At 49.9% G+C, this 21,032-nt stretch carries 18 protein-coding genes; 4 read left to right on the top strand and 14 right to left on the bottom strand.

Annotated elements, in window-relative coordinates:
* Nucleotides 1-30: 30 nt before the first annotated feature.
* A complete protein-coding gene (locus tag DFR60_RS05200) occupies nt 31-1,389 on the bottom strand; it encodes a cell wall-binding protein (protein WP_110321947.1) in 1,359 nt (452 codons plus the stop codon).
* Nucleotides 1,390-1,647: 258 nt separating this feature from the next.
* Between DFR60_RS05200 and DFR60_RS05195 the strand changes: the two genes are divergently transcribed.
* Complete coding sequence (locus DFR60_RS05195) at nt 1,648-2,517, top strand: class I SAM-dependent methyltransferase (RefSeq protein WP_110321946.1); 870 nt, start codon at nt 1,648-1,650, stop codon at nt 2,515-2,517.
* Here DFR60_RS05195 and DFR60_RS05190 read toward each other — a convergent pair.
* From DFR60_RS05190 to DFR60_RS05130, 13 genes are all read right to left on the bottom strand, one after another.
* A complete protein-coding gene (locus tag DFR60_RS05190) occupies nt 2,500-3,537 on the bottom strand; it encodes an acyltransferase family protein (protein WP_110321945.1) in 1,038 nt (345 codons plus the stop codon). The two genes, DFR60_RS05195 and DFR60_RS05190, sit on opposite strands and share 18 nt — an antisense overlap.
* 295 nt (nt 3,538-3,832) lie before the next feature.
* Nucleotides 3,833-4,717 carry a carbohydrate ABC transporter permease gene (locus tag DFR60_RS05185; RefSeq protein WP_002604711.1) on the bottom strand — a complete coding sequence of 295 codons (885 nt, stop codon included), beginning with the start codon at nt 4,715-4,717 and terminating at the stop codon, nt 3,833-3,835.
* Nucleotides 4,718-4,731: 14 nt separating this feature from the next.
* Entirely contained in the window at nt 4,732-5,688 is a 957-nt protein-coding gene (locus tag DFR60_RS05180) for a carbohydrate ABC transporter permease (RefSeq protein WP_002604712.1), read from the bottom strand.
* Nucleotides 5,689-5,786: 98 nt separating this feature from the next.
* Nucleotides 5,787-7,121, bottom strand: coding sequence for an ABC transporter substrate-binding protein (locus tag DFR60_RS05175; RefSeq protein WP_002604713.1), 1,335 nt, complete (start codon nt 7,119-7,121; stop codon nt 5,787-5,789).
* A gap of 177 nt (nt 7,122-7,298) precedes the next feature.
* A complete protein-coding gene (locus DFR60_RS05170) occupies nt 7,299-8,153 on the bottom strand; it encodes a MurR/RpiR family transcriptional regulator (protein ID WP_110321944.1) in 855 nt (284 codons plus the stop codon).
* A gap of 230 nt (nt 8,154-8,383) precedes the next feature.
* On the bottom strand, nt 8,384-10,015 hold the full coding sequence (locus DFR60_RS05165) for an FAD-binding protein (RefSeq protein WP_110321943.1): 1,632 nt from the start codon (nt 10,013-10,015) through the stop codon (nt 8,384-8,386).
* The gene (locus DFR60_RS05160; RefSeq protein ID WP_110321942.1) at nt 9,987-11,039 is read right to left on the bottom strand and encodes an ABC transporter ATP-binding protein; all 1,053 of its coding nucleotides are present in this window, start codon (nt 11,037-11,039) and stop codon (nt 9,987-9,989) included. Before DFR60_RS05160 ends, DFR60_RS05165 begins: the two co-directional genes overlap by 29 nt.
* Nucleotides 11,029-12,048 carry an ABC transporter ATP-binding protein gene (locus tag DFR60_RS05155; RefSeq protein ID WP_110321941.1) on the bottom strand — a complete coding sequence of 340 codons (1,020 nt, stop codon included), beginning with the start codon at nt 12,046-12,048 and terminating at the stop codon, nt 11,029-11,031. The genes DFR60_RS05160 and DFR60_RS05155 overlap by 11 nt, the downstream gene beginning before the upstream one ends.
* 10 nt (nt 12,049-12,058) lie before the next feature.
* The gene (locus tag DFR60_RS05150; RefSeq protein ID WP_110321940.1) at nt 12,059-12,988 is read right to left on the bottom strand and encodes an ABC transporter permease; all 930 of its coding nucleotides are present in this window, start codon (nt 12,986-12,988) and stop codon (nt 12,059-12,061) included.
* A gap of 12 nt (nt 12,989-13,000) precedes the next feature.
* Nucleotides 13,001-13,963: an ABC transporter permease gene (locus DFR60_RS05145; protein WP_025530777.1), complete on the bottom strand. Its 963-nt coding sequence runs from the start codon at nt 13,961-13,963 to the stop codon at nt 13,001-13,003.
* 69 nt (nt 13,964-14,032) lie between these two features.
* A complete protein-coding gene (locus tag DFR60_RS05140) occupies nt 14,033-15,739 on the bottom strand; it encodes an ABC transporter substrate-binding protein (RefSeq protein WP_110321939.1) in 1,707 nt (568 codons plus the stop codon).
* A gap of 276 nt (nt 15,740-16,015) precedes the next feature.
* Nucleotides 16,016-16,918, bottom strand: a complete 903-nt coding sequence (locus DFR60_RS05135) for an ROK family protein (RefSeq protein ID WP_110321938.1) — start codon at nt 16,916-16,918, stop codon at nt 16,016-16,018.
* A 76-nt stretch (nt 16,919-16,994) separates the two neighbouring features.
* Nucleotides 16,995-17,678: an N-acetylmannosamine-6-phosphate 2-epimerase gene (locus DFR60_RS05130; protein ID WP_110321937.1), complete on the bottom strand. Its 684-nt coding sequence runs from the start codon at nt 17,676-17,678 to the stop codon at nt 16,995-16,997.
* A 201-nt stretch (nt 17,679-17,879) separates the two neighbouring features.
* Between DFR60_RS05130 and DFR60_RS05125 the strand changes: the two genes are divergently transcribed.
* The 3 genes from DFR60_RS05125 to DFR60_RS05115 all read left to right on the top strand — a co-directional run bounded on the left by DFR60_RS05125 (nt 17,880) and on the right by DFR60_RS05115 (nt 20,935).
* Complete coding sequence (locus DFR60_RS05125; protein WP_002604723.1) at nt 17,880-18,797, top strand: dihydrodipicolinate synthase family protein; 918 nt, start codon at nt 17,880-17,882, stop codon at nt 18,795-18,797.
* Between the two features lie 73 nt (nt 18,798-18,870).
* Nucleotides 18,871-19,509, top strand: a complete 639-nt coding sequence (locus tag DFR60_RS05120; protein WP_207659500.1) for an SGNH/GDSL hydrolase family protein — start codon at nt 18,871-18,873, stop codon at nt 19,507-19,509.
* Nucleotides 19,510-19,597: 88 nt separating this feature from the next.
* A complete protein-coding gene (locus DFR60_RS05115) occupies nt 19,598-20,935 on the top strand; it encodes a S8 family peptidase (protein ID WP_110321935.1) in 1,338 nt (445 codons plus the stop codon).
* The last annotated feature ends 97 nt before the right edge of the window (nt 20,936-21,032 follow it).

Genomic DNA, 21,032 nt, shown 5'->3' with positions numbered 1-21,032 from the left:
CTTTTAACTCCAATCCCTGAATCCTTTATTTTATTCTTTCCAAACCGGTTCAATCGGATCCCGGTAGCTTCCGGAAGCCCCCTCGTCGTCCACCTTTATAAGGGAACCACTGCTGCTGGTCTTGTACTTCACACCATCCGCATTCTTAACCGTCGTATTCTTGGCAACCTTGCCTGAAGCATTCACCACATAAGTAGTATAGCTGTTTCCTGCTGGGATAGTAATCGGCTCATATCTGACGCCGTCCTCCGCCCGCTGCAGCTTGCCCATGTAATAGAGGTATCCGTCTTTAACGCCGGTATAGCCGCGGCCGCTGTCGCTGAAGTAATACGTCTCTTCATCGCCGTCGCCCTCGGTAACCTTGATCTTTCCCTTCTGCATGGTACTCGTCTTCTTGTCACCAAAATAATAGGAGGTATACTCCGAAGTACTTCCAATCCGAACCTTCTGAAGACCGTATACCGGATTCCCTCTGTCATTGAACAGATACGTCTTTCCGTTGATCTTTGTTAAGTTCTGTGTTGTGGCCTCTCCTTCCTTCGGTCCCGCCTTTGGCGTTCCGTTGCTGGAAAAATAAAACCATTCTACATCACCTTCGTATCCGCTTAAATCCTCCGGCGGTTCGATCGAATACCAGCCGGTCCTTAACTTTCCGCTGGAATCGTAATACTTATAATTCTGAATGTCATAATCTGCGTTATCCACTCCGACATTCTTCCAGCCCGTCTGAAGCGCGCCGTCCGAATCGAAGCAGTAAGCTACGCCGTCAATCTTATAAGTACCGTAATCTCCGCTGGTTTCCTTCGGCATATACTTTTTGCCGCTGTCACTGAAGTAATACCAGTGCTTTCCGTCGTCATCCTCGTCTCCAGGGGACACGCGGTCCGGATCGTAATCACTGTCCGGCGGAAACAGCTTCTGCCAGCCTGTCCTCATTACTCCATCCGTACCGCAGTAGTACATGTTATCCAGAACCCAGCCGGTCTGCATCTCACCGTTAGAATCGAAATAATACCATTTATTATTAATCTTGGACCAGTTGTCCATAATCGCTTTTCCGCTGCTTCCGAAGTAATACCACTTATACTCGGAGCTGCCGGACTCCTGAAACTTCATCCACTTATCCGTTACCAGAATCCCGTTAGAATCCATATAATAAGTATTATCTACCCATGTATTGACGGCCATCTCGCCATTGCCGTTCAAATATCTCCATAAGTTGTCCGCGCCTTTTTTCCACACATTGGTCACTTTATATCCATTGGAATCATAGTATGACCAGCTGTTTCCAGACTGCGCCCAGCCTTCCGCTGCCCATGCGCTCATGGTGGCAGTTCCTAATGTCAGTACCGCAGCAACTGCCAGCACAACGAAACCTTTTTTCTTCATATTGTCACTCCTTACAGGATTCTCCTTTTTACACTATTCATTGTAGCAATTTATCTGAAATTATTCAACTATTATTATCTTTCAATTCTATTACAATTTTTACGTAAATTATGGATAATACACCGCTCCGTAACTACGTAAAAAAATCGTCTGCCGGTCAGAACGCCGTTCCCTTGACGCTTTTCCTCTTATCCAGTATAATCATAGAATCATAGAACGCATTTTACGGTGAATACAGAAAGGTCAGGGATAAGTGGCATGTGGATTGCAGACGGTTGGAAGGATTATGAAGTGATAGACTGTTCAGAGGGAGAAAAACTGGAGCGTTGGGGTAACTACACGCTGGTTCGCCCGGACCCGCAGGTCATCTGGTCTACCCCAAAGACGGAGAAAGGCTGGAAACACAGGAACGGACATTACCACCGCAGCGCTAAAGGAGGCGGAGAATGGGAATTCTTTGATCTGCCTCAGCAGTGGAGTATTCAATATAAGGAGCTGACATTTCAACTGAAGCCCTTCAGTTTCAAACATACCGGACTGTTTCCGGAACAGGCGGCCAACTGGGACTGGTTCGGCAGTAAGATCCGGGAGGCGGGACGGCCAATCAGAGTCTTAAACCTGTTTGCCTACACGGGCGGAGCCACACTGGCAGCCGCAGCCGCCGGCGCCTCGGTCACCCACGTGGACGCCTCCAAGGGCATGGTAGGCTGGGCCAAGGAAAATGCCAAGTCCTCCGGTCTTGAATCGGCGCCCATCCGCTGGATCGTGGACGACTGTGTCAAGTTCGTGGAGCGGGAAATCCGGCGCGGGAATCACTATGACGGAATCATTATGGATCCGCCATCCTATGGCCGCGGTCCCAAAGGGGAGATCTGGAAGATCGAGGAATCCATTCATCCGCTGGTCAGGCTCTGTGCCCAGCTTCTCTCGGATGATCCGCTCTTCTATCTCATCAACTCCTACACCACGGGACTGGCTCCCGCCGTCTTAACCTACATGCTGTCCATTGAGGTGGCCAGCAAACACGGCGGCTTCGTTCAGTCGGAGGAGGTGGGTCTTCCGGTTACCAGGACAGCCCTTGTACTTCCGTGCGGAGCCTCAGGCCGGTGGTCATCGACCCCCGTTTAACAGCCTCCATACGACAGGCGCAAAGCGCCGGATCAGACGGCTTGCCAGCCAGCTGATGACAACGGCGAACAGAGGCATTAAAAAGAACAGAAGAAAAGCAAGAAATGGTACAGGCGGGAGCAGCAATGCTCCCGTTTTGTTGATCAGACGGACAAGTGCAAAGTGAACCGCATATAAAAAGAAGTTATTCTTCATGAAATCTCTGGCTTCGAAAAGTCTCTCCTCCGGCACCATGAGCCACAGGCCGACCGGGACCAGAAGCCGGTAGACCACTGTAACAGACGCAGCCTCTCCCAGGCTGCTTCCAGGCAGATCCGTCCGCAGGGAGATGCAGCCGGCCGCCAGAAGCACCAGACCCGCAATCAGGCGTTTCCGTGACCAGACGCCTTCCACCACCGCTTTTTTGTGTACCGCCGCGAAGGCCGCAAAGGAATAGTAAAACAGCGCGTCCAGGTTCAGAAACGGCAGATCGATCCCCAGATAGACCCCTGTCAGCAGGATCGTCAGAAACACGATTCCGGGCCAGACCCGTTTTACCGCGAGATAGATGAGGGGAGCCAGGAGAATAAGAAGAATCAACTGGTAGAGATACCAGAACACATAATTATAGGTATAATTCAGAATCGCATCAACCGTTTCCAAAAGGCCAAACGGAATCTTTCCCTTACCGATCACATCAGAAATATAGGGAAGCCTGCTTCCGATCACATAGCCGAAATAGTACAGACTGTTCCACACGATATACGGAACCAGAACACTCCTGATCCGGGAGTTCCATTTGCGCATTAATATCTCCGGTTTATATCCGCGGAAAAAGAGATAAGAAGAAATCATAAAGAATCCGGGAACCGCGATCTGGGCGATTTTGTCGCCGAAGAAGCGCTCCAGCCGCACCAGGGAGGCCGCCGCCCCGGTATTTCCCAGGAACAGTACGGCGTTATAGGAGTGGACCCAGATAACCAGCACGCTGAACAGGAAGGTAAACCAGTATATTTTATTTCTGAATGTTTTCTCTGCCATAGAAACCGTACCTCCCTCTCCGTCCTGATACTTATTTTATTCTATCACACCCGGAAAAGAACAGGCAATATATTTAGTATAATCCCCACAGCAAACCTCCAGACAGTTACTGCTTCCTCCCACCCCGGGGCTCTGCCGTCTGGTTTGAGTCTGCTGCAAAAAAAGAAGAGGCGGCCGAATTCATTCCGGTCAGCCTCTCCTTATTATATGAAGAAGTTTTATTTCAATCCACACGCAATCACTTTACAGCGTACGTCTGCACCCGATATAAATGTGCGGCTTGTTTCCGGCACACTTAACCTTTTACCGCTCCCATCGTAATTCCCTGCGTAAAGTATCTCTGGAAGCAGAGGAACACAATGATAATCGGAACGGAGGCCAGAGCTGCACCTGCCATAATTAATCCGAAATCGTTGGACATTTCGCTCAGCTTACTGGCTATACCTAAAGCGATGGTCTTAGATTCATTCTGAGTCAGCATAACCAACTGCAGCGGATATTCATTCCAGGAGTTAATGAATGTGAAGATCGCCAGCGCACCAAACCCAGGTTTGATGATTGGAAATGCCACATTCACAAAGGTTGTCAGCTCTCCTGCCCCGTCAATCCGGCATGCTTCCAGAAGAGAGGTCGGAATATTCTCAGAGAACTGCTTCATCATGAATACACCGAATGGCCATCCGACAACCGGGAAGATTACTGCAAACATGGAGCCCCATACGGATTTCAAAAATCCCATAGCTGACATCTGTCTCATCAAAGGAATCAGAATAACCTGCTTCGGGAGTGCCATGGCACATACGAACAGACCGAAGATCAGGCTCTTGCCCCAGAAACGTTTCTTCGCCAGTGCGTATCCCGCCAGAGAAGAGGTAATACAGGTAAGTCCCATCGCCACTACGGAGATGAACACACTGTTAAACAGCCAGCGGATTGCCATCGGCATGCCTATGCCGAAAAGCTTCGTCCCGCTCTTAAAGAGCCGGCTGTAGTTATCCCATGTAATCGTTGTAGGAAACCACTTTACCATTTCACCGGACTTTATAATAATGTCGCTCTTCTCCTTCACGGAACCGGTGATAATCCAGTACAGAGGAAAGAGAAAGAACACGGCCATAGCCGCCAGGAGGATAAGTGTAATCACATAATACGGACTTATTGCTTTCTTTTTATTTCCCATATCTTTCGCCCCTCCTATTCTGATGTTCCACCATTCATGACCTTAAACTGCAAGGCACTGAACAGCGCAATTACAATTGCCAGAACCACACCCATGGCGTTGGCATAACCAAACTCCTTGGTGGTCTTAAATGCAATCTCATACAGCAGGTACATAACCGTACTGGTACTGTAATTCGGACCGCCGGAGGTCAGAAGCTGGATCAGTGCAAAACACTGGAAGCTGTTGATGGTGGTAATAACCGCCACATACAGTGTCGTCGGCATGATAGACGGCCACTTAATATTCCAGAACACCTGGAAATTATTGGCTCCATCCACCTTGGCAGCCTCCTCCATAGAGGCATCCACATTGCCCAATGCTGCTACGTAAAGAACGATCGGCTGACCGATGGAGGTCGTAAACAGGATCAGAATAATACACCACAGGGCCATGGACTCACCGGAAGTCCAGGGAAGCGGCTGACCGCCAAAGCTCCTGATGATATAGTTAAAAAGGCCGTCATACTTATCGAACATCCATTTCCATACTACAACAACTGCGACGGAACCGGTAACTACCGGAAGATAGAATACACAGCGGAAAAAGGAACGGATACCGGAACGCATCTTATAGATGGCTGTTCCGACCCACAGGGAGAATGCGGTTACAACAGGAACCGATACCACCACGATAATAACGGTATTCACCGCCGATTTTAAGAAAATTTTATCCTGAAAAAGCCGTATGTAATTGGCAAATCCTACGGCAGTTCCCTTCGGATCTGAAAAACTGGCATTGGTAAAGCTGGTGATAACCCCTGACGCCATAGGGAAAATAACAAAGCCTACAAAGAAAATCAACGCCGGAAGCAGGAACATATATGAAACAAATGTCTCTCTGCGCTGAAGCACCTTACTGCGTGCAGGCATTTTTTCTTTTTTGTTTTTTGGACGCCCGGGTTTCTGTGTGGAAACAGTTGTATTTGCCATGTGTTTTACACTCCCTCCCTAAAGATTGGCTTCCTCCCTCTGCACCCGGCAGAAGAAGGAAGCCATGTAAATGTTGCTGTTCATAAATTAGTGTTTTATTAGTTGCTGTTTGCACTCGCGTTGAACTCGTCAGCAGCGGCCTGTGGGTCGGTACCGTTGAATACCTGCTGAAGCATATTGAACCACAGCGGACGCATGGCTGCAAAGCCTGCACGTGTATTGTAGTATGGGCCATAGTACTGGCTCCAGGAAGCCAGCATCGCTTTGTGCTCATCTCCAGGATACAGATCGCCAAAGGAAGTACGTACCGGGAATGCATTGGTCTTAACAACACTCTTTGGACCCCATTCTGCATCATCACAGATAAATTTCACGAACTTTTTCGATGCCTCAGCGCGTGCTTCATCTTTGTTGTCAAAGATAGCGAAGCCATTAACCAGATACTCTAAGGAAGGTTTGCCGCTCTCTGATGGGAATGGAACGGAAAGCTGTGTAAAGTCATCTGATGCATATGTAATTTCACTGGAAGTACCAAAGCAGAATGTCATCGCTGCAGTCTCCTGCTGGAACTTCTGAAGCTCATCTGCTGCTGCCATGTCAAAGCCTGCATCGATTGCCTTGCTGTCATACATGCTCTTTAACAGAGTGAGAGCTTTTACGCCATTTTCGCTGATATTCCATTTGCCGTCATCACCGACGATGGAAGCGCCATATAAGTTATTTACAAGAGCACGGGTACCCTGATCGCCGCCCTGTCCTCCGCAGTATACAATGCCGGGAACCTGTGTGGGAGCTGCGTCACGAAGCGCTTCACACATCTTTACGAAGTTCTCGGTCGTCCATGTACGGTCGCCTTCCAGGTTTACATACTGGAGTGCATCTGCCTTTTCCAGAGCCTCTTTGTTCAGACCCATATAGAATGGAGAGGAGGAAATCGGATACATCCAGGCGGTACCGTCTGCGCCTACGCAGGTTTCAATCAGAGACTGGCTGGTTAAATCGCTCTTCAGTTCGTCTAACATATCATCTAAAGGAACCAGATAGCCGGCTTCTCCAAACTCAATGATACGGCCTGGTGCATCGAAGAGAATGTCAGGTGCTGTACCGGAAGTCAGAGCTGCTGTCAGCTTATCCGGGCCGGACGTAAAGTCGATGTACTCTACCTTGACGTTAATGTCAGGATTTTTCGCAGTAAATGCATCAACGACTTCCTGCTCGTATCCAGTGTCTACGCCGAATGTCGGGAATGCCCACCATACGATATCCGTGGTGCCGCCTGCTGCGGTTGTTTCCGGTGCCTTGCTTGCATCTGTTGCCGCCGCTGTCGTCGTCTCTGGAGCTGCCGTTGTCTCTGCCGGTTTGTTTCCACCACATCCTGCCAGCGTACCAACTACCATAGCCGTTGCCAAACCAAGAGATAAAATTTTCTTCATTACTACTCCTCCTTATAATAAGTCAATTTAACGCCAAAGGCATTTGGTCAATCTGTATACTTTTTGCAATTAAGCGCCTTTCTCGTTTATGAATTTATTATATATCGGAATTTTCTTTTTGTCAATCTGAAATAAAAAAATTTTTCTTTTTTTCTTTTTTTTAGGAATATTCTTTGGTTAGTAAAGTTTTTCAATGACCGACGAAGAAGTCTTTTCGTTATTTTTGCTGCATTTTTCGAAGTATCGACGGTAGTATTCTGTATACATTAAATCAATCAGGAATAGCTGGCTGATCTCCGCCGAAGTCGAACCGCCCTGAAGCGGCCCCTCATTGGCTCCGCACAGCAGCGTCACATCGGAAAATGATGTCAGCGGCGATTTGACAAATCTGGTCACACAGATCACCGTCGCCCCGGCACGCTTGGCCAGTTCCGCCACATGGATAGTGTCCTTTGTGGCTCCGGAGTAGGAAAAGACCACCGCCACCTCATTCGCTCTCATCATGGAAGCTACCATGGCCTGCATATGAGAATCCTGGACACAGTACACCTTCGGCTCGATGCGCAGAAACTTGTTGGCCGCCTTCATGGCCGTAAGCATACTGGCACCCACTCCATAGAAGCAGATCCTGTCCGCATCATGAAGGTGTCTGATCACCTTATCGAAGTTCTCCTCATTCAGCAGTGAAAATGTCTCCTTCAGCGCGTTTACATTCGTGTTCAGCACCTTCTGAGCCATCTCCGAGAAGCTGTCCTCCTGGCTGATGTCGCCATCCAGCTGACCAAGCCCCGTTTTCCCATCGTGAAGGCTTAAGGACAGCATCATCTTAAACTCCTGATATCCTTTCAAATTCATGGTCTTACAAAAGCGGAATACACTCGTATCTCCAACCTCACATACCTCTGCCAGATCCGTAATCGACATAAAAAGCACTTCTCTCGGATTCTGCAGGATATAATCGGCCACCTTTTTTTCCGCCTTCGTAAATTGATTGTACTCTGCTCTGATTTTTGTTAAAAAGTCTCCTTGCATGTTTAATCCCCCTTTATGTTTCCAACGGCAATCCTGCAACGATGCCCATGCATGATGCACGGATCACCGTAATAAGAAAAGGCACGCCGGAAACGGCACCGCATCATGCCGTTTCCGTCGCGCCTACGCCGCCTCTGCTATTAGAATATACCAGGGAACAGTCGTTTGTCAATTAATAAAAAAAAAGATTTTTTATTATATAATTTAAAATTTTCTTTTTAACTGACAAATTATTCCCAGCCGGTTTTCACCCCATCATACCACACCGATAAAATCCTTTTGGAGAGATTTTCTTTTTTCTCCGGGTAATCCCAGCGATAATGGGAACCACGGCTTTCCTTTCGCAGCAGAATCGCCTTCATCAGACACTCGGATAAATACAGCGCCGCGGTAAGACGGCAGGATACCGCAAGTCCCGCCGTGTCGTCTCCCGTTTCCAGGTATCCCGCTTCACATCTGCACAGCTCCTTGATCCGTTCCAATCGGTTTAATGCAAGCTCCGCCCGTGCGCCATTGCGAATCACCATGGCGCATTCGAAATTCATTTCCTGAATCTGTTTTAAATAGGAAGCGGCATTGGGAATGACAGAGAGCAGTACCTCCGCCCATTCCTCCTCCGGTCCGGAGATGCTGCTGCTCCAGCCGGCCGCGGCTTTCCCCGCGATCTCTCCGAACACCAGGCCATTAGCCGTCGATAAGCCGCCCAGCCGGTCCGCCCCATGCATTCCTCCCGTCGCCTCCCCGCAGGCATACAGGCCGGGAACTCCCGTGCTTCCGTCCGGTCCGATCCTGATTCCCCCGTTGGACGCGTGGGCAAAAATTCCCAGCTGGATGGGATCGTCGATCGTCAAATGCTTCTCTTCTTTCAGCCATTCAAAGTAGGTCCTGATGAATTCCGGCTGATTCTCCCTTAAGGATTCCCGGTACGTCACCGTGACGCCCCTGGGATTCCTCAAAAATTCCGTGAACAGCCTGATATCTACCGGCGCGGACGGAAGTCTGGTGGTAAACGGACCGTGGGTGGAACGCACCTCCATCCGCTCTTCCAAATCCGCCTTCCGCCAGTCCTCAAAGATGGAACGCCCCGTCTCCTGACGGCAGAAATTGCTGTATTTGAACACCTTTTCGTTATAGATCGTCTTCGGTGCCGGAGACAGATACCCTGGCATCATCTGCATAAACTCGATATTTACCAGCTTCGCACCGGCACGGAGCGCCAGATACTGGCCGCATCCGGTGACGTCATCCGTGTTCAGACGGTACTGGAACAGTCCGCCCAAACCTCCGGAAGCCACAACCAGACTTTTGCAGGAAAACGCGGTCAGTCCGCCTTTCTCCGTCAAGGCCGCCGCGCCGCTTACCCGTCCGTCCGTCGTGATAAACTGTAAGATCCGGGTGGACGGAAAGCATCTGACCCCCAGTTCCTCTAACCGAGCCAGGAATACCTCCCGGGCACTGTCTTTTACAATCCCGTGCCAGTCTCTGTTCTTATAATCAAAACAGGGGATGAACTCCTTCTCCCCTTTGTTTTCAGCTTCCTTCAGCTGGATTCCAAATGCCTTTAACCGGTCCGTCCCCCTGCGGATATGGCTGACCAGAACGGAGACCAGCTCCGGGTCTGCCATGCCTTCACCGACCTTTAAAATCACGGACTTTAAGTCTTCCTCATCCGCCTCACTTTCGGGTCCCACGAGCCCCAGGCCCCATGTCCCCGGATAAAAACTGGAGCCGGAGCAGATGCGCGTACCGCTTACGATACAGACATCTGCCCCCGCTTCGGCGGCTGAGATCGCAGCCATAATGCCCGCGATCCCGGCCCCCATGACAAGCACATCACATTTTATTTCGTTTTTCAGCCGCATGTTTGATATTTTCCTCTGCAAAATGGCAGGCGACGTAGTGTTCACGCCCGTCAATGTCATATTTCTTAAGTTCCGGCCTCTGATTCTTACAGATTTCCTGACACTGGCTGCACCTTCCGTGGAAATGGCAGCCGCTTGGCGGATTCATCGGGGAAGGCACATCGCCCTCCAGAATGATCCTCTTTTTCTTATGATGAATATCCGCAACCGGAATCGCGGAGAGAAGGGCCTGGGTGTATGGATGAACGGTATTGCGGTACAGCTCATCCGCCTCAGCCAGTTCCACGATTCTGCCAAGATACATGACCGCGATTCTGTCGCTGATATACTCTACCACGCTCAAATCGTGGGTGATAAAGATATAGGTAAGATTGCGCTCTTCCTTCAGTTTTTTTAACAGGTTTAACACCTGAGCCTGGATGGATACGTCGAGCGCGCTGACCGCCTCATCACAGATCACAAGCTCGGGATTGATGCACAGCGCCCTGGCGATGCCGATACGCTGTCTCTGGCCGCCAGAGAACTCATGGGGATAACGGTCCATGTATTCCCGCCGCATATTTACGGCTTCCAGCAGATCGCCGATGATCTTCCTTCTCTCCTCTTTCGTTTTGATGCCGAATTTCTTCAGCGGATCGGACAGGGACTGGTAGATCGTAAAGGACGGGTTTAAGGAAGACTGGGGATCCTGAAAAACGATCTGAATCTTCTTTCTGGCCTCATCCATCTCCTTACTGGTCAGCTTCTCCAGATTGCGGGGGCCGTTCTCAAATTCGTAGACCATCTCCCCTTCGGTCGGCTTATAGAGCTGAAGGATGGTTTTGCCCAGCGTCGTCTTTCCGCATCCCGACTCTCCTACCAGCCCCAGGGTCTCCCCTTTATAGATGGTCAAATCAATATCGTTGACGGCCTGGACGTAGCTCTGGGTCTTTCCCATGAAGCCGCCCTTGACCGGAAAATACGTTTTTAAGCCTTTGATTGTAAGCAGCGCTTCTTTATTCTTAACATGATTCTTATCTGCCATCGTTTGTCACCTCCTGATACCGTGCACATCGTACCATGTGAGTTCCGCCAAGCTGTATCTCTTCAGGCATGCATTTGTCGCATTCCGGGCAGGCGTAGTCGCACCGCGGCGCGAACTGGCATCCGGGCGGCCTGTTGTACGGATCCGGCGTGGAACCCTTGATCGGGTTGATGTCCTGTTCGGCGCCCCTTCCCAGAACAGGGATGGACTTTAACAGCGCTCTCGTGTACGGATGCGTGGGGTGATCCAGCACCTCCTCCGCAGAGCCGCTTTCGATGATATTGCCCATGTACATGACGGCGACATCGTCGGCCAGCTCGCAGACCACGCCCATATCGTGGGTAATCAGCATGATAGCCGTGTTGTAATTCTTCTTTAAATGATCCATCAGCTCGAAAATCTGGGCCTGAATGGTCACATCGAGAGCCGTAGTCGGTTCATCGGCGATCAGGACCTTCGGATTACAGCTCATGGCCATGGCGATCATGGCACGCTGTCTCATACCGCCGGAGAATTCGTGGGGATACTGGTCGATTCTCTTCTGAGGATTGGGGATTCCCATATCGGTCAGAAGCTTTAAGGCTGTTTCCCTGGCCTCCTTCTTGGATACGTTCTTGTTATGGGAGCGGATCATCTCCTCAATCTGCCATCCGATCGTGTAGACCGGGTTCAGCGCTGTCATGGGATCCTGGAAAATCATGGCGATATCCTTGCCGCGGATATCCCTCATCTCTTTTCCGTTTCTTTCCAGTTCGTGGATCTTAATATCACCGCGCTTGTCTCCGCTGTGATAGATGATTTCTCCTTCCTCGATCCTGGAAAGCTTGGGAAGCAGCTGCATGATGGAAGTAGCCGTCACGCTCTTGCCGCAGCCCGACTCTCCTACGATACAGAGTGTCTTGCCGCTTTTAATATCCATGGAAACGCCGTTGATCGCCCTGTTGCAGCGCTCATTTGTATAGAAATACGTCTTTAAATTTTTAACGGAAATTACTGCATTATCGCTCATATCCTGCCTCCTAGCCCTGCTGTGTCGGATCTGTGGTATCTCTGATGCCGTCGCCCATGAAGTTGATGCTCATGACGAATAAGGAAACCACAATACCGGTTGGGAGCCACATCCACCAGTTATTCTGAAGAGTGAACATATCCTGAGCCGCATTTAAAATATTGCCCCAGGTCGGGACCTCCAGCGGAACGCCCAGGCCTAAGAAGCTTAAGGAAGCCTCCTCCAGGATAAACATGGCCGTACTCAGTGTAACATTGACAATAATCGGGCTTAACGCATTTGGTAAAATATGCTTATAGCAGATGATAAACGGATTGAGTCCGAACACCTTTAAGGACTGTACGTATTCCTCTTCTCTTATGGAGAGCACCTGGGATCTGGCCATACGGAAACAGGAACCCCATCCACAGATGATAAAGATAATCACGATGTTCTTCGCGCTCTGTCCCATGATTGCAACCAGCATCATAACGAGAATCAGCTGTGGAATGGACATGAACACCTCGGAGATCCGGACCATAAGCCTATCGAACCAGCCGCCGCGGTATCCGCTGTAGCATCCTAAGAGTACGCCGATAAATGCACAGCCCAGGGCACTTCCGAATCCGATCGCGATGGACATGCGGCCGCCGTACAGGACTCGTGCAAATACATCCCGGCCGATCTTATCCGTCCCAAACCAGTGCTCGCCTGACGGCGGCTTCAGAATAGATTTCATATCCACGGCCTTCGGCGAATAGCCGGTTAAAAGCGGTGCGAAGATACAGGCCAGAAGAATGATCAGGAAAATTACGCCGCCCACGATGGCAAGACGGTTGTTCAAAAGCTTTCGTAGCGCCCGGTTGCCGGACTTCTTGTTCTTCAGTTCTCCGGATTCCTCCATCTGTCGGATCTGGTCAAACTTCCGGTTTAAATGCAGCTGTTTTGATTTTATACTCATCTTCCGTCCCTCCTATCGTTCCAGCTTAATACGCGGGTCTAACGCGGCAGTCAGGATGTCGACCAGTGTACTGGCAAACAGTGTCATGAAGACGAATAACAGCGCCAGCATCATGACCAGATTGTAGTTCTGCGAACGAACCGCCGTATTGAATGCACTTCCGATTCCAGGCCACTGGAATACGGTCTCGATAACTACGGAACCTGCGATCAGGGTCGGAAGGCGGAAGCCCACCAGGACGATAACAGGAGTCAGCGATACACGGAAGCCGTGTACTAAATTCACTCTGAATTCAGAGAGGCCTTTGCTTCGGGCCGTCTTTATGTAGTCCTTGTTCATGGTATCCAGCATGCTGCTTCGGGCGTAACGCATGACACCCGCCGTCATGGAGATTCCCAGAACGAGAGCCGGCATGACGAGATACTTGATTCGCCCTGCGAAATTGACCACGGTCGGATCCGTTCGGCCGCCAACCGGCAGCCATCCTAAATTTAATGCGAAGATTAAGATTGCACAGACACCGAAGAAGAACTGAGGGATAGAAACGCCGATCATACCGGCTACGGTCAGAACGTTGTCGCCGATAGTTCCCTTGTAGATTGCGCCGAGAACACCGAGAACACTTCCTAATACGGTGGAGATGCAGAGTGCCGCCACGGCCAGTTCAAGAGTGGCCGGAAGCCGTTCCGCCATAATCTGGATTACAGGCACTCCACTGGAAGAACTGTAGCCAAAGTCTCCGGTCAGCAGGCGGCCCAGCCATTTAAAATAGCGGACAAAAAAAGGATCATCAAGTCCATACTGCGCGCGCAGCGCCGCTACCTGCTCGGCGGTCAGCCTCGCAAGCGCCTCCGGGTCCATCAGGTACGAAACGGGATCGCCTGGTGTCAAATCCAGAAGCCAGTAAATGATAAACGTAATGATCAACAGCATGGGAATCATACCAAGAATTTTTTTAATTGTGTATTTTGCCATTTTATCACCTTTCTTAAAAGTTAAGGGACTGTACATGATATACAATCCCTTAACAGCACCTCCTAAGTGTTACTTGATTTCCCAGTTCTGAATATCCCAGTTATAGTTAAACTGCGGGTTGCCAAGCTTTGCGCCCTTTACAATCTTGTCGCTCTGAAGCAGGAAGATTGGCTGATAGTAAAGCGGAAGCTCGAATAATGTCTCATTCTCATACTTCTGTAATTCGAAGAATGCCTTTCTCTGTACCTCTGCATCTACGGAAGCGTTGGTGGCTGCGATGAGTTCGTCTAACTTCGGATCGCTCGGTGTATGGGAATTGATGGAATAACCGGTCTGATATCTGTCATAGTACTCGTGTAAGGATAAGGCTGCATTCGCCGCATAGCACATATCCCAGTCCACTGCGCTCGGTCCGTTGACCGGATCTTCCGGAGCTTTCCAGAGAATGGTTGCCAGATCGCCTTCTACCAGTCTTGCGTTCATCTTTATGCCTACTTCTGCAAGGTACTGCTGAATGATAGCCATAAGATCCTGTGTCATCTGATCCGTGTAGTAATAAACAACATCAAGCTCTGTATTCGGATCCCAGTTTGCTTCCTTCAACAGTTCTTTTGCTTTTTCCGGATTGTAATCGTAATTGTTCAGTCCGTCTGCCTTGTCCGCTCCGTCTGGTGTCAGGCTGTTTGCAGGAAGTGCTGCTCCCTCGAAAACGCCGTCTAAGATGGATTTCATGTCAAGTGCGTAAGCGATGGCCTGGCGTACTTTCTCGTCTGCCAGAGGCGCCTTTTTGCCGTCCTTTTTGTCAAACTTGTTTAAATACAGAAGACGGGTATAACGCACGTTAACAGTGTCGATGGTAAGTCCAGGTGTTCCCTCCAGCGCCTTGACATCGGCAATGTTCTTGGTGTAAGCGTAATCCAGCTTGCCTGCCTTCGCATTCGTTACGAAGTTCGCATCGCTGTCGCCTGCACTCGGATTTAAGTGAATGGTGAAGTTCGCGGTTCCGCCGTAGTACTTGTCAAACGGCTTCAATGTGGTGTAGTTGTTCATCTGAACTTCATCTACCATGAATGGGCCGGAACCGATCGGGCTCTGGAAATACTTGGCCTGCTGTAAGGAGATCGGATCTGTATCCGCCAAATACTTCTTAGGCAGAGGAGCAAACTGCGTAAATGTCAGCAGTGCATCCGGTGCGACTTTCTCAAAGGTCAGTGTAATCTTGCTGCCGTCCACGGCAATTCCTTCGATGTGCTCGGCGCTGCCGTCCTCATAGGCAGCCGCACCCTTTAATGCTTCAAATGTGGAACGGAATACGGAGTTTAACACCGTTGTCTTAAGCGCATACTCGATACTCCACTGAATATCGTCTGCTGTAATCGCTTCGCCGTCGTGCCAGAAAATATTATCTCTTAACTCAAAGGTCAGTGTCATTCCATCGTCGGACATCTCGTAGGATTTAGCCAGATCTCCTTCACCGGTTACCGGCGCCAGGTTCTCATCGGCAAAGATCAGATGTGCGTACAGGGTTTTGTTATATGTGTATGTACCAGGATTGAGCCACGGTGTCTCGAAGAACTCAGTAGGGCCGCCGTTGCTGTAAAGGACACCCGATTCCCCCGCTGCTGCCGGCTCTGCAGGTGCGGCTGTCGTATCTGCCTGTCCCCCCGCAGTAGCAGCTGTGGTGGAACTCGCCGGGTTACCGGATCCACAGCCTGCCAGCAAAGATGCCGTCATCGCCGCTGCCAGTCCTAAAGAAAAGATTTTTTTCAATTTCATGCAATACTTCCTCCTTTTTTAAAATAAAAAGGCGCAATGGATCATTTGTCCTTCATCCGTCACGCCCTTGTTGTTGATAAACACATTATATTACCGAAAATTTATTTTGTCAACATTGAATAGAAAAAAATTTTTTCCATTTTTTATTTTATGTATTTTTTATCCTGTTTACAAATATCTAAAAGATTCCTTCGTGATATTGTATACAGTTTTGTATTATTGCATTTGTTTTTGAAACAATTATGCTTATTTCGCTATTGCTTACTTCAGCTCTGCTTATTGCACTTCAGTCCGGCCGTTCTTTTCCAAGAGTGCACCTGCCAGATACGCCGCGCCCATCAGCCCGGCACGGTTGCCCAGTTCCGCCTGGCGCAGTTCTACATTACGGAAGCTGCTCATGATTCTGGCAGAAGCCTTCTGTTTCACCTCTTTCAGAATATAGGGCTGTGCCATGACGCCGCCTCCTAAAACGATACAGGATGGGTTAAAAATATGAATCACGGAAATCAGCCCGTACACGATCTCATCGATCCAGCTGTTCACAATGTCTCTCACCTTCGGATCGTCCAGTCTGGCAAATATCTTTCTTCCATTGTCCAGGTCCCGGTTGTAGGCCATGGCCCTACGCACCAACGCCGTGGTGGAAGCGTATTTTTCGTAGCATCCGCAGAAAGGTTCCCCGTACACGCTGTCCTCCGGATGGATCATAATACCGCCGAACTCTCCAGCCGAGCAGGCACTTCCCGTATAAATTCCCTTATTCATGACAATGGCGCCGCCAACTCCGGTCCCGTAGGTGATACAGAGAAAATCCTTAAAGTCTCTTCCCGCTCCAAACTGACCTTCCCCGATGGCTGCCGCGTTGACGTCATTCTCTACGGCGACAGGCACATGAAACTCGCGCTCCATGATCTCCCGCACCTTCATTCCCGTATAACCGGGTATGTTTTCATTGGCGTAGCGGATATAGCCTTCTGCAGAATTCACCTGGCCGGCAGTACTGATCCCGATGGCCTCAAAGTCATCGTACTGATGGAGAATCTCCACAGCCCGCTCCATCACGTACCTTCCGCCGTTCTTGGCATTGGTGGCATGCTCCTTCACCCCCACAATGTCCTGTCCGTTCCAGATTCCAGACTTAACGGAGGTGCCCCCGATATCCAGTGCCGCTATCCTCATAACAATCTCCTCCTGATAGAAAAAGGACAAAGAAACTAACTTTTCTGGCCTCTTTGTCCGTCATACCTAATATTCTTTACTGTATCGCAGCTACAAAATGTCTTGTGATGTCCCTCGGTCTCGTGATCGCGGTACCTACAACTGCCGCCAGCACACCGGTATCGAGAGCCGCCTTTAACTGCTCCGGCGTCCAGATTCCGCCTTCCGCGATAACCGGCTTGCCGCAGGTCTCAACGAGATGCTTCATCAAATTAAAATCCGGAAGGTTGGCTCCCTTTGTATAATCCGTATAACCATTCATTGTCGTACCAACCAGATCAAGTCCGATCTGTGCGGCATGAAGGCCTTCTTCATAACAGGAACAGTCTGCCATAAAAAGCTGATCCGGATATTTGGCACGTACTTCTGTAAAGAACTCGTCCAGAGTCTTTCCGTCCGGTCTGATGCGATTGGTACAGTCCGTGGCAATGATATCCACTCCACACTCCACAAGCGCATCCACTTCCTTCATGGTCGGTGTGATATATACGTCACAGTCCCCGTAAACCTCCTTAATAATGCCGATTACCGGAAGATCTACCGTTTTCTTAATTTCCACAATATCTGCAACCGTGTTGGCCCTGATGCCAACTGCTCCGCCCTCTTTTGCTGCGTATGCCATCCTGCCCATAATGTAAGAACTGTGCAGTGGTTCCTCCTGTAATGCCTGGCAGGAAACGATCAGACCACCTCTGACCTGTTCCAGTACTGAATAATCCATATTAGATACCCCCTCTTGTATTTTTTACTGCTTTTTTGGGATTTTTAACTGTTTTAATCATAGCACGTATAAAAAATATTTTCAATACAAACATTAAATAAAAAAAAGTTTTTATTTTTATTGATTTCTGCCAGTAATGATGATATGATACACACAGATACTGTTGAATTATTATAATAATTGAAAAGGCAGGTATGTATTATGTCCAAGTATGATGTCAACAAATTCAAAAACGTTACTGTTGCGCTCAACACTCCGTTCGACAAAAATGGCGATGTTGATTTAGAAGCGACAAAGGCCGTTGTAAACTATTTCTGTAACAAAGGTATTAAGCAGATGTATGTCTGCGGCAGTACAGGTGAAGGCTTCCTTCTGGATACGGAAGAAAGAAAGGCCGTGACGGAGACTGTTGTAAAGGAAGCAGCAGGACGCATGAATATCATCGTCCATGTAGGCTGTCCTGATACAAGACATTCCGCCGAACTCGCCAAACATGCGGAGGCTGTAGGCGCCGATGCTACCTCTGCGGTTCCCTGTGTATATTACCACATGGGCGAGGAAAGTGTATACCAGCACTGGACAAAAATTACCGAGGCTGCCGATCTTCCTTTCTTCATTTATAATATCCCGCAGCTGACCGGATTCAATCTGTCTATGGGGCTGTTCGGCCGCATGCTGGAAAACGAGCGCGTTGCCGGCGTAAAATGCTCCTCCGACCCGGCACAGGATATCCTGCGCTTTAAGCTGGCCGGCGGCAAAGATTTCATCGTATTCAACGGACCGGACGAGCAGTTCATCGCAGGACGCCTGATGGGCGCTGATGCCGGTATCGGCGGTACATACGGTGCCATGCCTGAGTTATACTTAAAGATGGACGAACTGGTTAACCGCGGCGAATGGGAAAAGGCCAGAGAAGTGCAGAATCTGGTTACCCCGCTCATTTACCGTCTCTGCTCCTTCCCGTCCATGCACGGCGCAGTAAAGGGAATCATCTCCTTGGACGGCTGCCCGATGGGCGATCCGAGACTTCCATTCCTTCCGGTTGCACTGGATGATCCGAAGCTGGTAGAGCTCTACCACGATATCAGAAAAGCAGTCGAGGATACGAAAGATTTATAAAGACTTTAAAATCAGTCTGAGAGGATGTACCTGCTTGCAGGCTGCATCCTCTCTTTTTTAGGAGGAGTACATCATGAAAAAACACATTGTATGCTACGGAGATTCCAATACCCACGGGTACTGTGCTGCGAACGACGGCCGTTTTGATGAAAATGAGCGCTGGCCGCGTCTTCTGGAACAGAAGCTGGGAGAAGATTATCTCGTTCTCGAGGAAGGCCTGTCTGGCCGGACCACCTGTTTTAACGATCCGATCCACGAGGGCTTATCCGGGCTGGATTATATTTATCCATGCCTCATGAGCCACGAACCCGTAGATTTGCTGATCATCATGCTGGGAACCAATGATACCAAGGAACGTTTCGGCGCATCCGCTGCCTGCATTGCGCTGGGCCTCAAGCGTCTCATCGCAAAGGCCATCACCACCACCGACTGCTGGCGGGATAAGAAGCCGGGTATCCTTGTGGTCGCTCCCAAGAACATCGAGAAAGAGTACGAGGCCACAGCGGTAGGTGCTACGATGGGCCGCGGCTGTGCGGAAAAATCAGAAGGCCTAGCCGAAGAATACAGAAAAATCGCAGAGTTGATGGGCTGCCACTATTTCGACGCCAATACCGTCGTAAAAGAAAACAATAAAATCGATTATATGCACCTTACAAAAGAGGGCCACGAGGCGCTTGCCACCGCACTGGCCGGTCTGGTGAGAAAATATTAAGGGAATTTTCACATATTTTTCCACTCCTTTGCTCCGGGATTATGGTATACTAAAGAAAAATGTTCCTCGCATAAGGAGAATCATCAGAATGAAGAAAAGAACGCGCGCAGTCAGTCTTTCTTTAGCCCTTGCCATCGCCGCGTCTGCAGTGATCCCATGGACTTTTGCATCCACTTCCGATTCCGATTCCGGATCCATTTCCGATTCGGGAAGTAATAGAACGGCCTCCTGGAAGGCGGCACAGGGAGACATGCTGTCCGTCAGCCAGAGCGGCCAGTCCCTGCAGACCTTCGCATTGGGGCCAGGCCTTGTCAATTTATCCCCGGCTGACCAGTTTGCCACCTATCAATGGGGATTAAAGAATGACGGGGAATTTCAGCTCGTCGAGATAAAAGCAAAGTTTCAGGCCGCTGACAATATCTATTCCGGCGGCAAAGGCGGTTTCGGCCTTCCGGGCCTTGGTCCCGGCGACTTCGAGTCCACGGTTACCGACGCGGTAACGGGTGTCGATATCAATATCCGGCCGGCCTGGGATCTCTATGACCAGTCCGAAAATAAGCGGTCCGTGGTCGTAGCCATCATCGACACAGGCGTCGACTATAACCATCAGGAGTTTTCGGGCGCCATGTGGACGAATCCCGGAGAAATTCCCGGTGATGGAATTGACAACGACGGAAACGGTTACGTAGACGATGTTCACGGCTGGAACTTCTATTCCGGCAACAGCCAGATCTTTGTAGGCGAAGAAGACAGCCACGGCACCCACGCCGCAGGCACCATCGCCGCGGTCCGCGGTTCCTACGGAATCGCCGGCATCACCGATAACAATTACGTAAAGATTATGTCCTTAAAGGCATTAGGCGGCAGTGACGGAACCGGATCGCCCGACTCTGTCATCCAGGCGATCCGCTACGCGGAAGCCAACGGCGCCACCATCTGTAACTTAAGCATGGGAACCTCCGCCTATAACGAGGCGCTGGCCCAGACCATGCAGAATTCGAAGATGCTGTTCATCGTGGCCTGCGGCAACGGCGGCATCGCCGGAAAGGGATATGACACCGACATTTACCCGGTCTATCCCGCATCGTTCCCATTTGACAATGTAATCTCTGTTGCCAACTTGTTATTCGACGGAAGCTTGAGCCGTGACTCCAACTACGGAACCGCCAGCGTGGATATCGCGGCCCCCGGAACCTATATTGTCAGCACATTGCCGGGCAATAATTACGGTTTTATGAGCGGCACTTCCATGGCCGCCCCCATGGTAACCGGAGTCGCCGCCATGCTCTACTCCTACCGTCCCGAGATCTCACTGTCTGACGTGAAAAATATTCTGCTGAATTCCAGCCGAAAGATGGACCAGTTAAGCGGGAAAATGGTGAGCGGGGGAATGCTGGATGCGTACGCAGCACTGAGTTACCAGTAATATTAAGGTGGGTAGTCAGTGATGGGAGATGTTGGATCTCAGTATTCAGGGAGGAAATTTGGATTTTAAGATCAATTATAGAAAGGACGTTCCTGTC

Source organism: Hungatella effluvii (assembly GCF_003201875.1).
In the GTDB taxonomy this organism is placed as follows: domain Bacteria; phylum Bacillota; class Clostridia; order Lachnospirales; family Lachnospiraceae; genus Hungatella; species Hungatella effluvii.
Note: the sequence above shows the minus strand (reverse complement) of the source record. Positions and strands in the feature narration are given on the sequence as shown.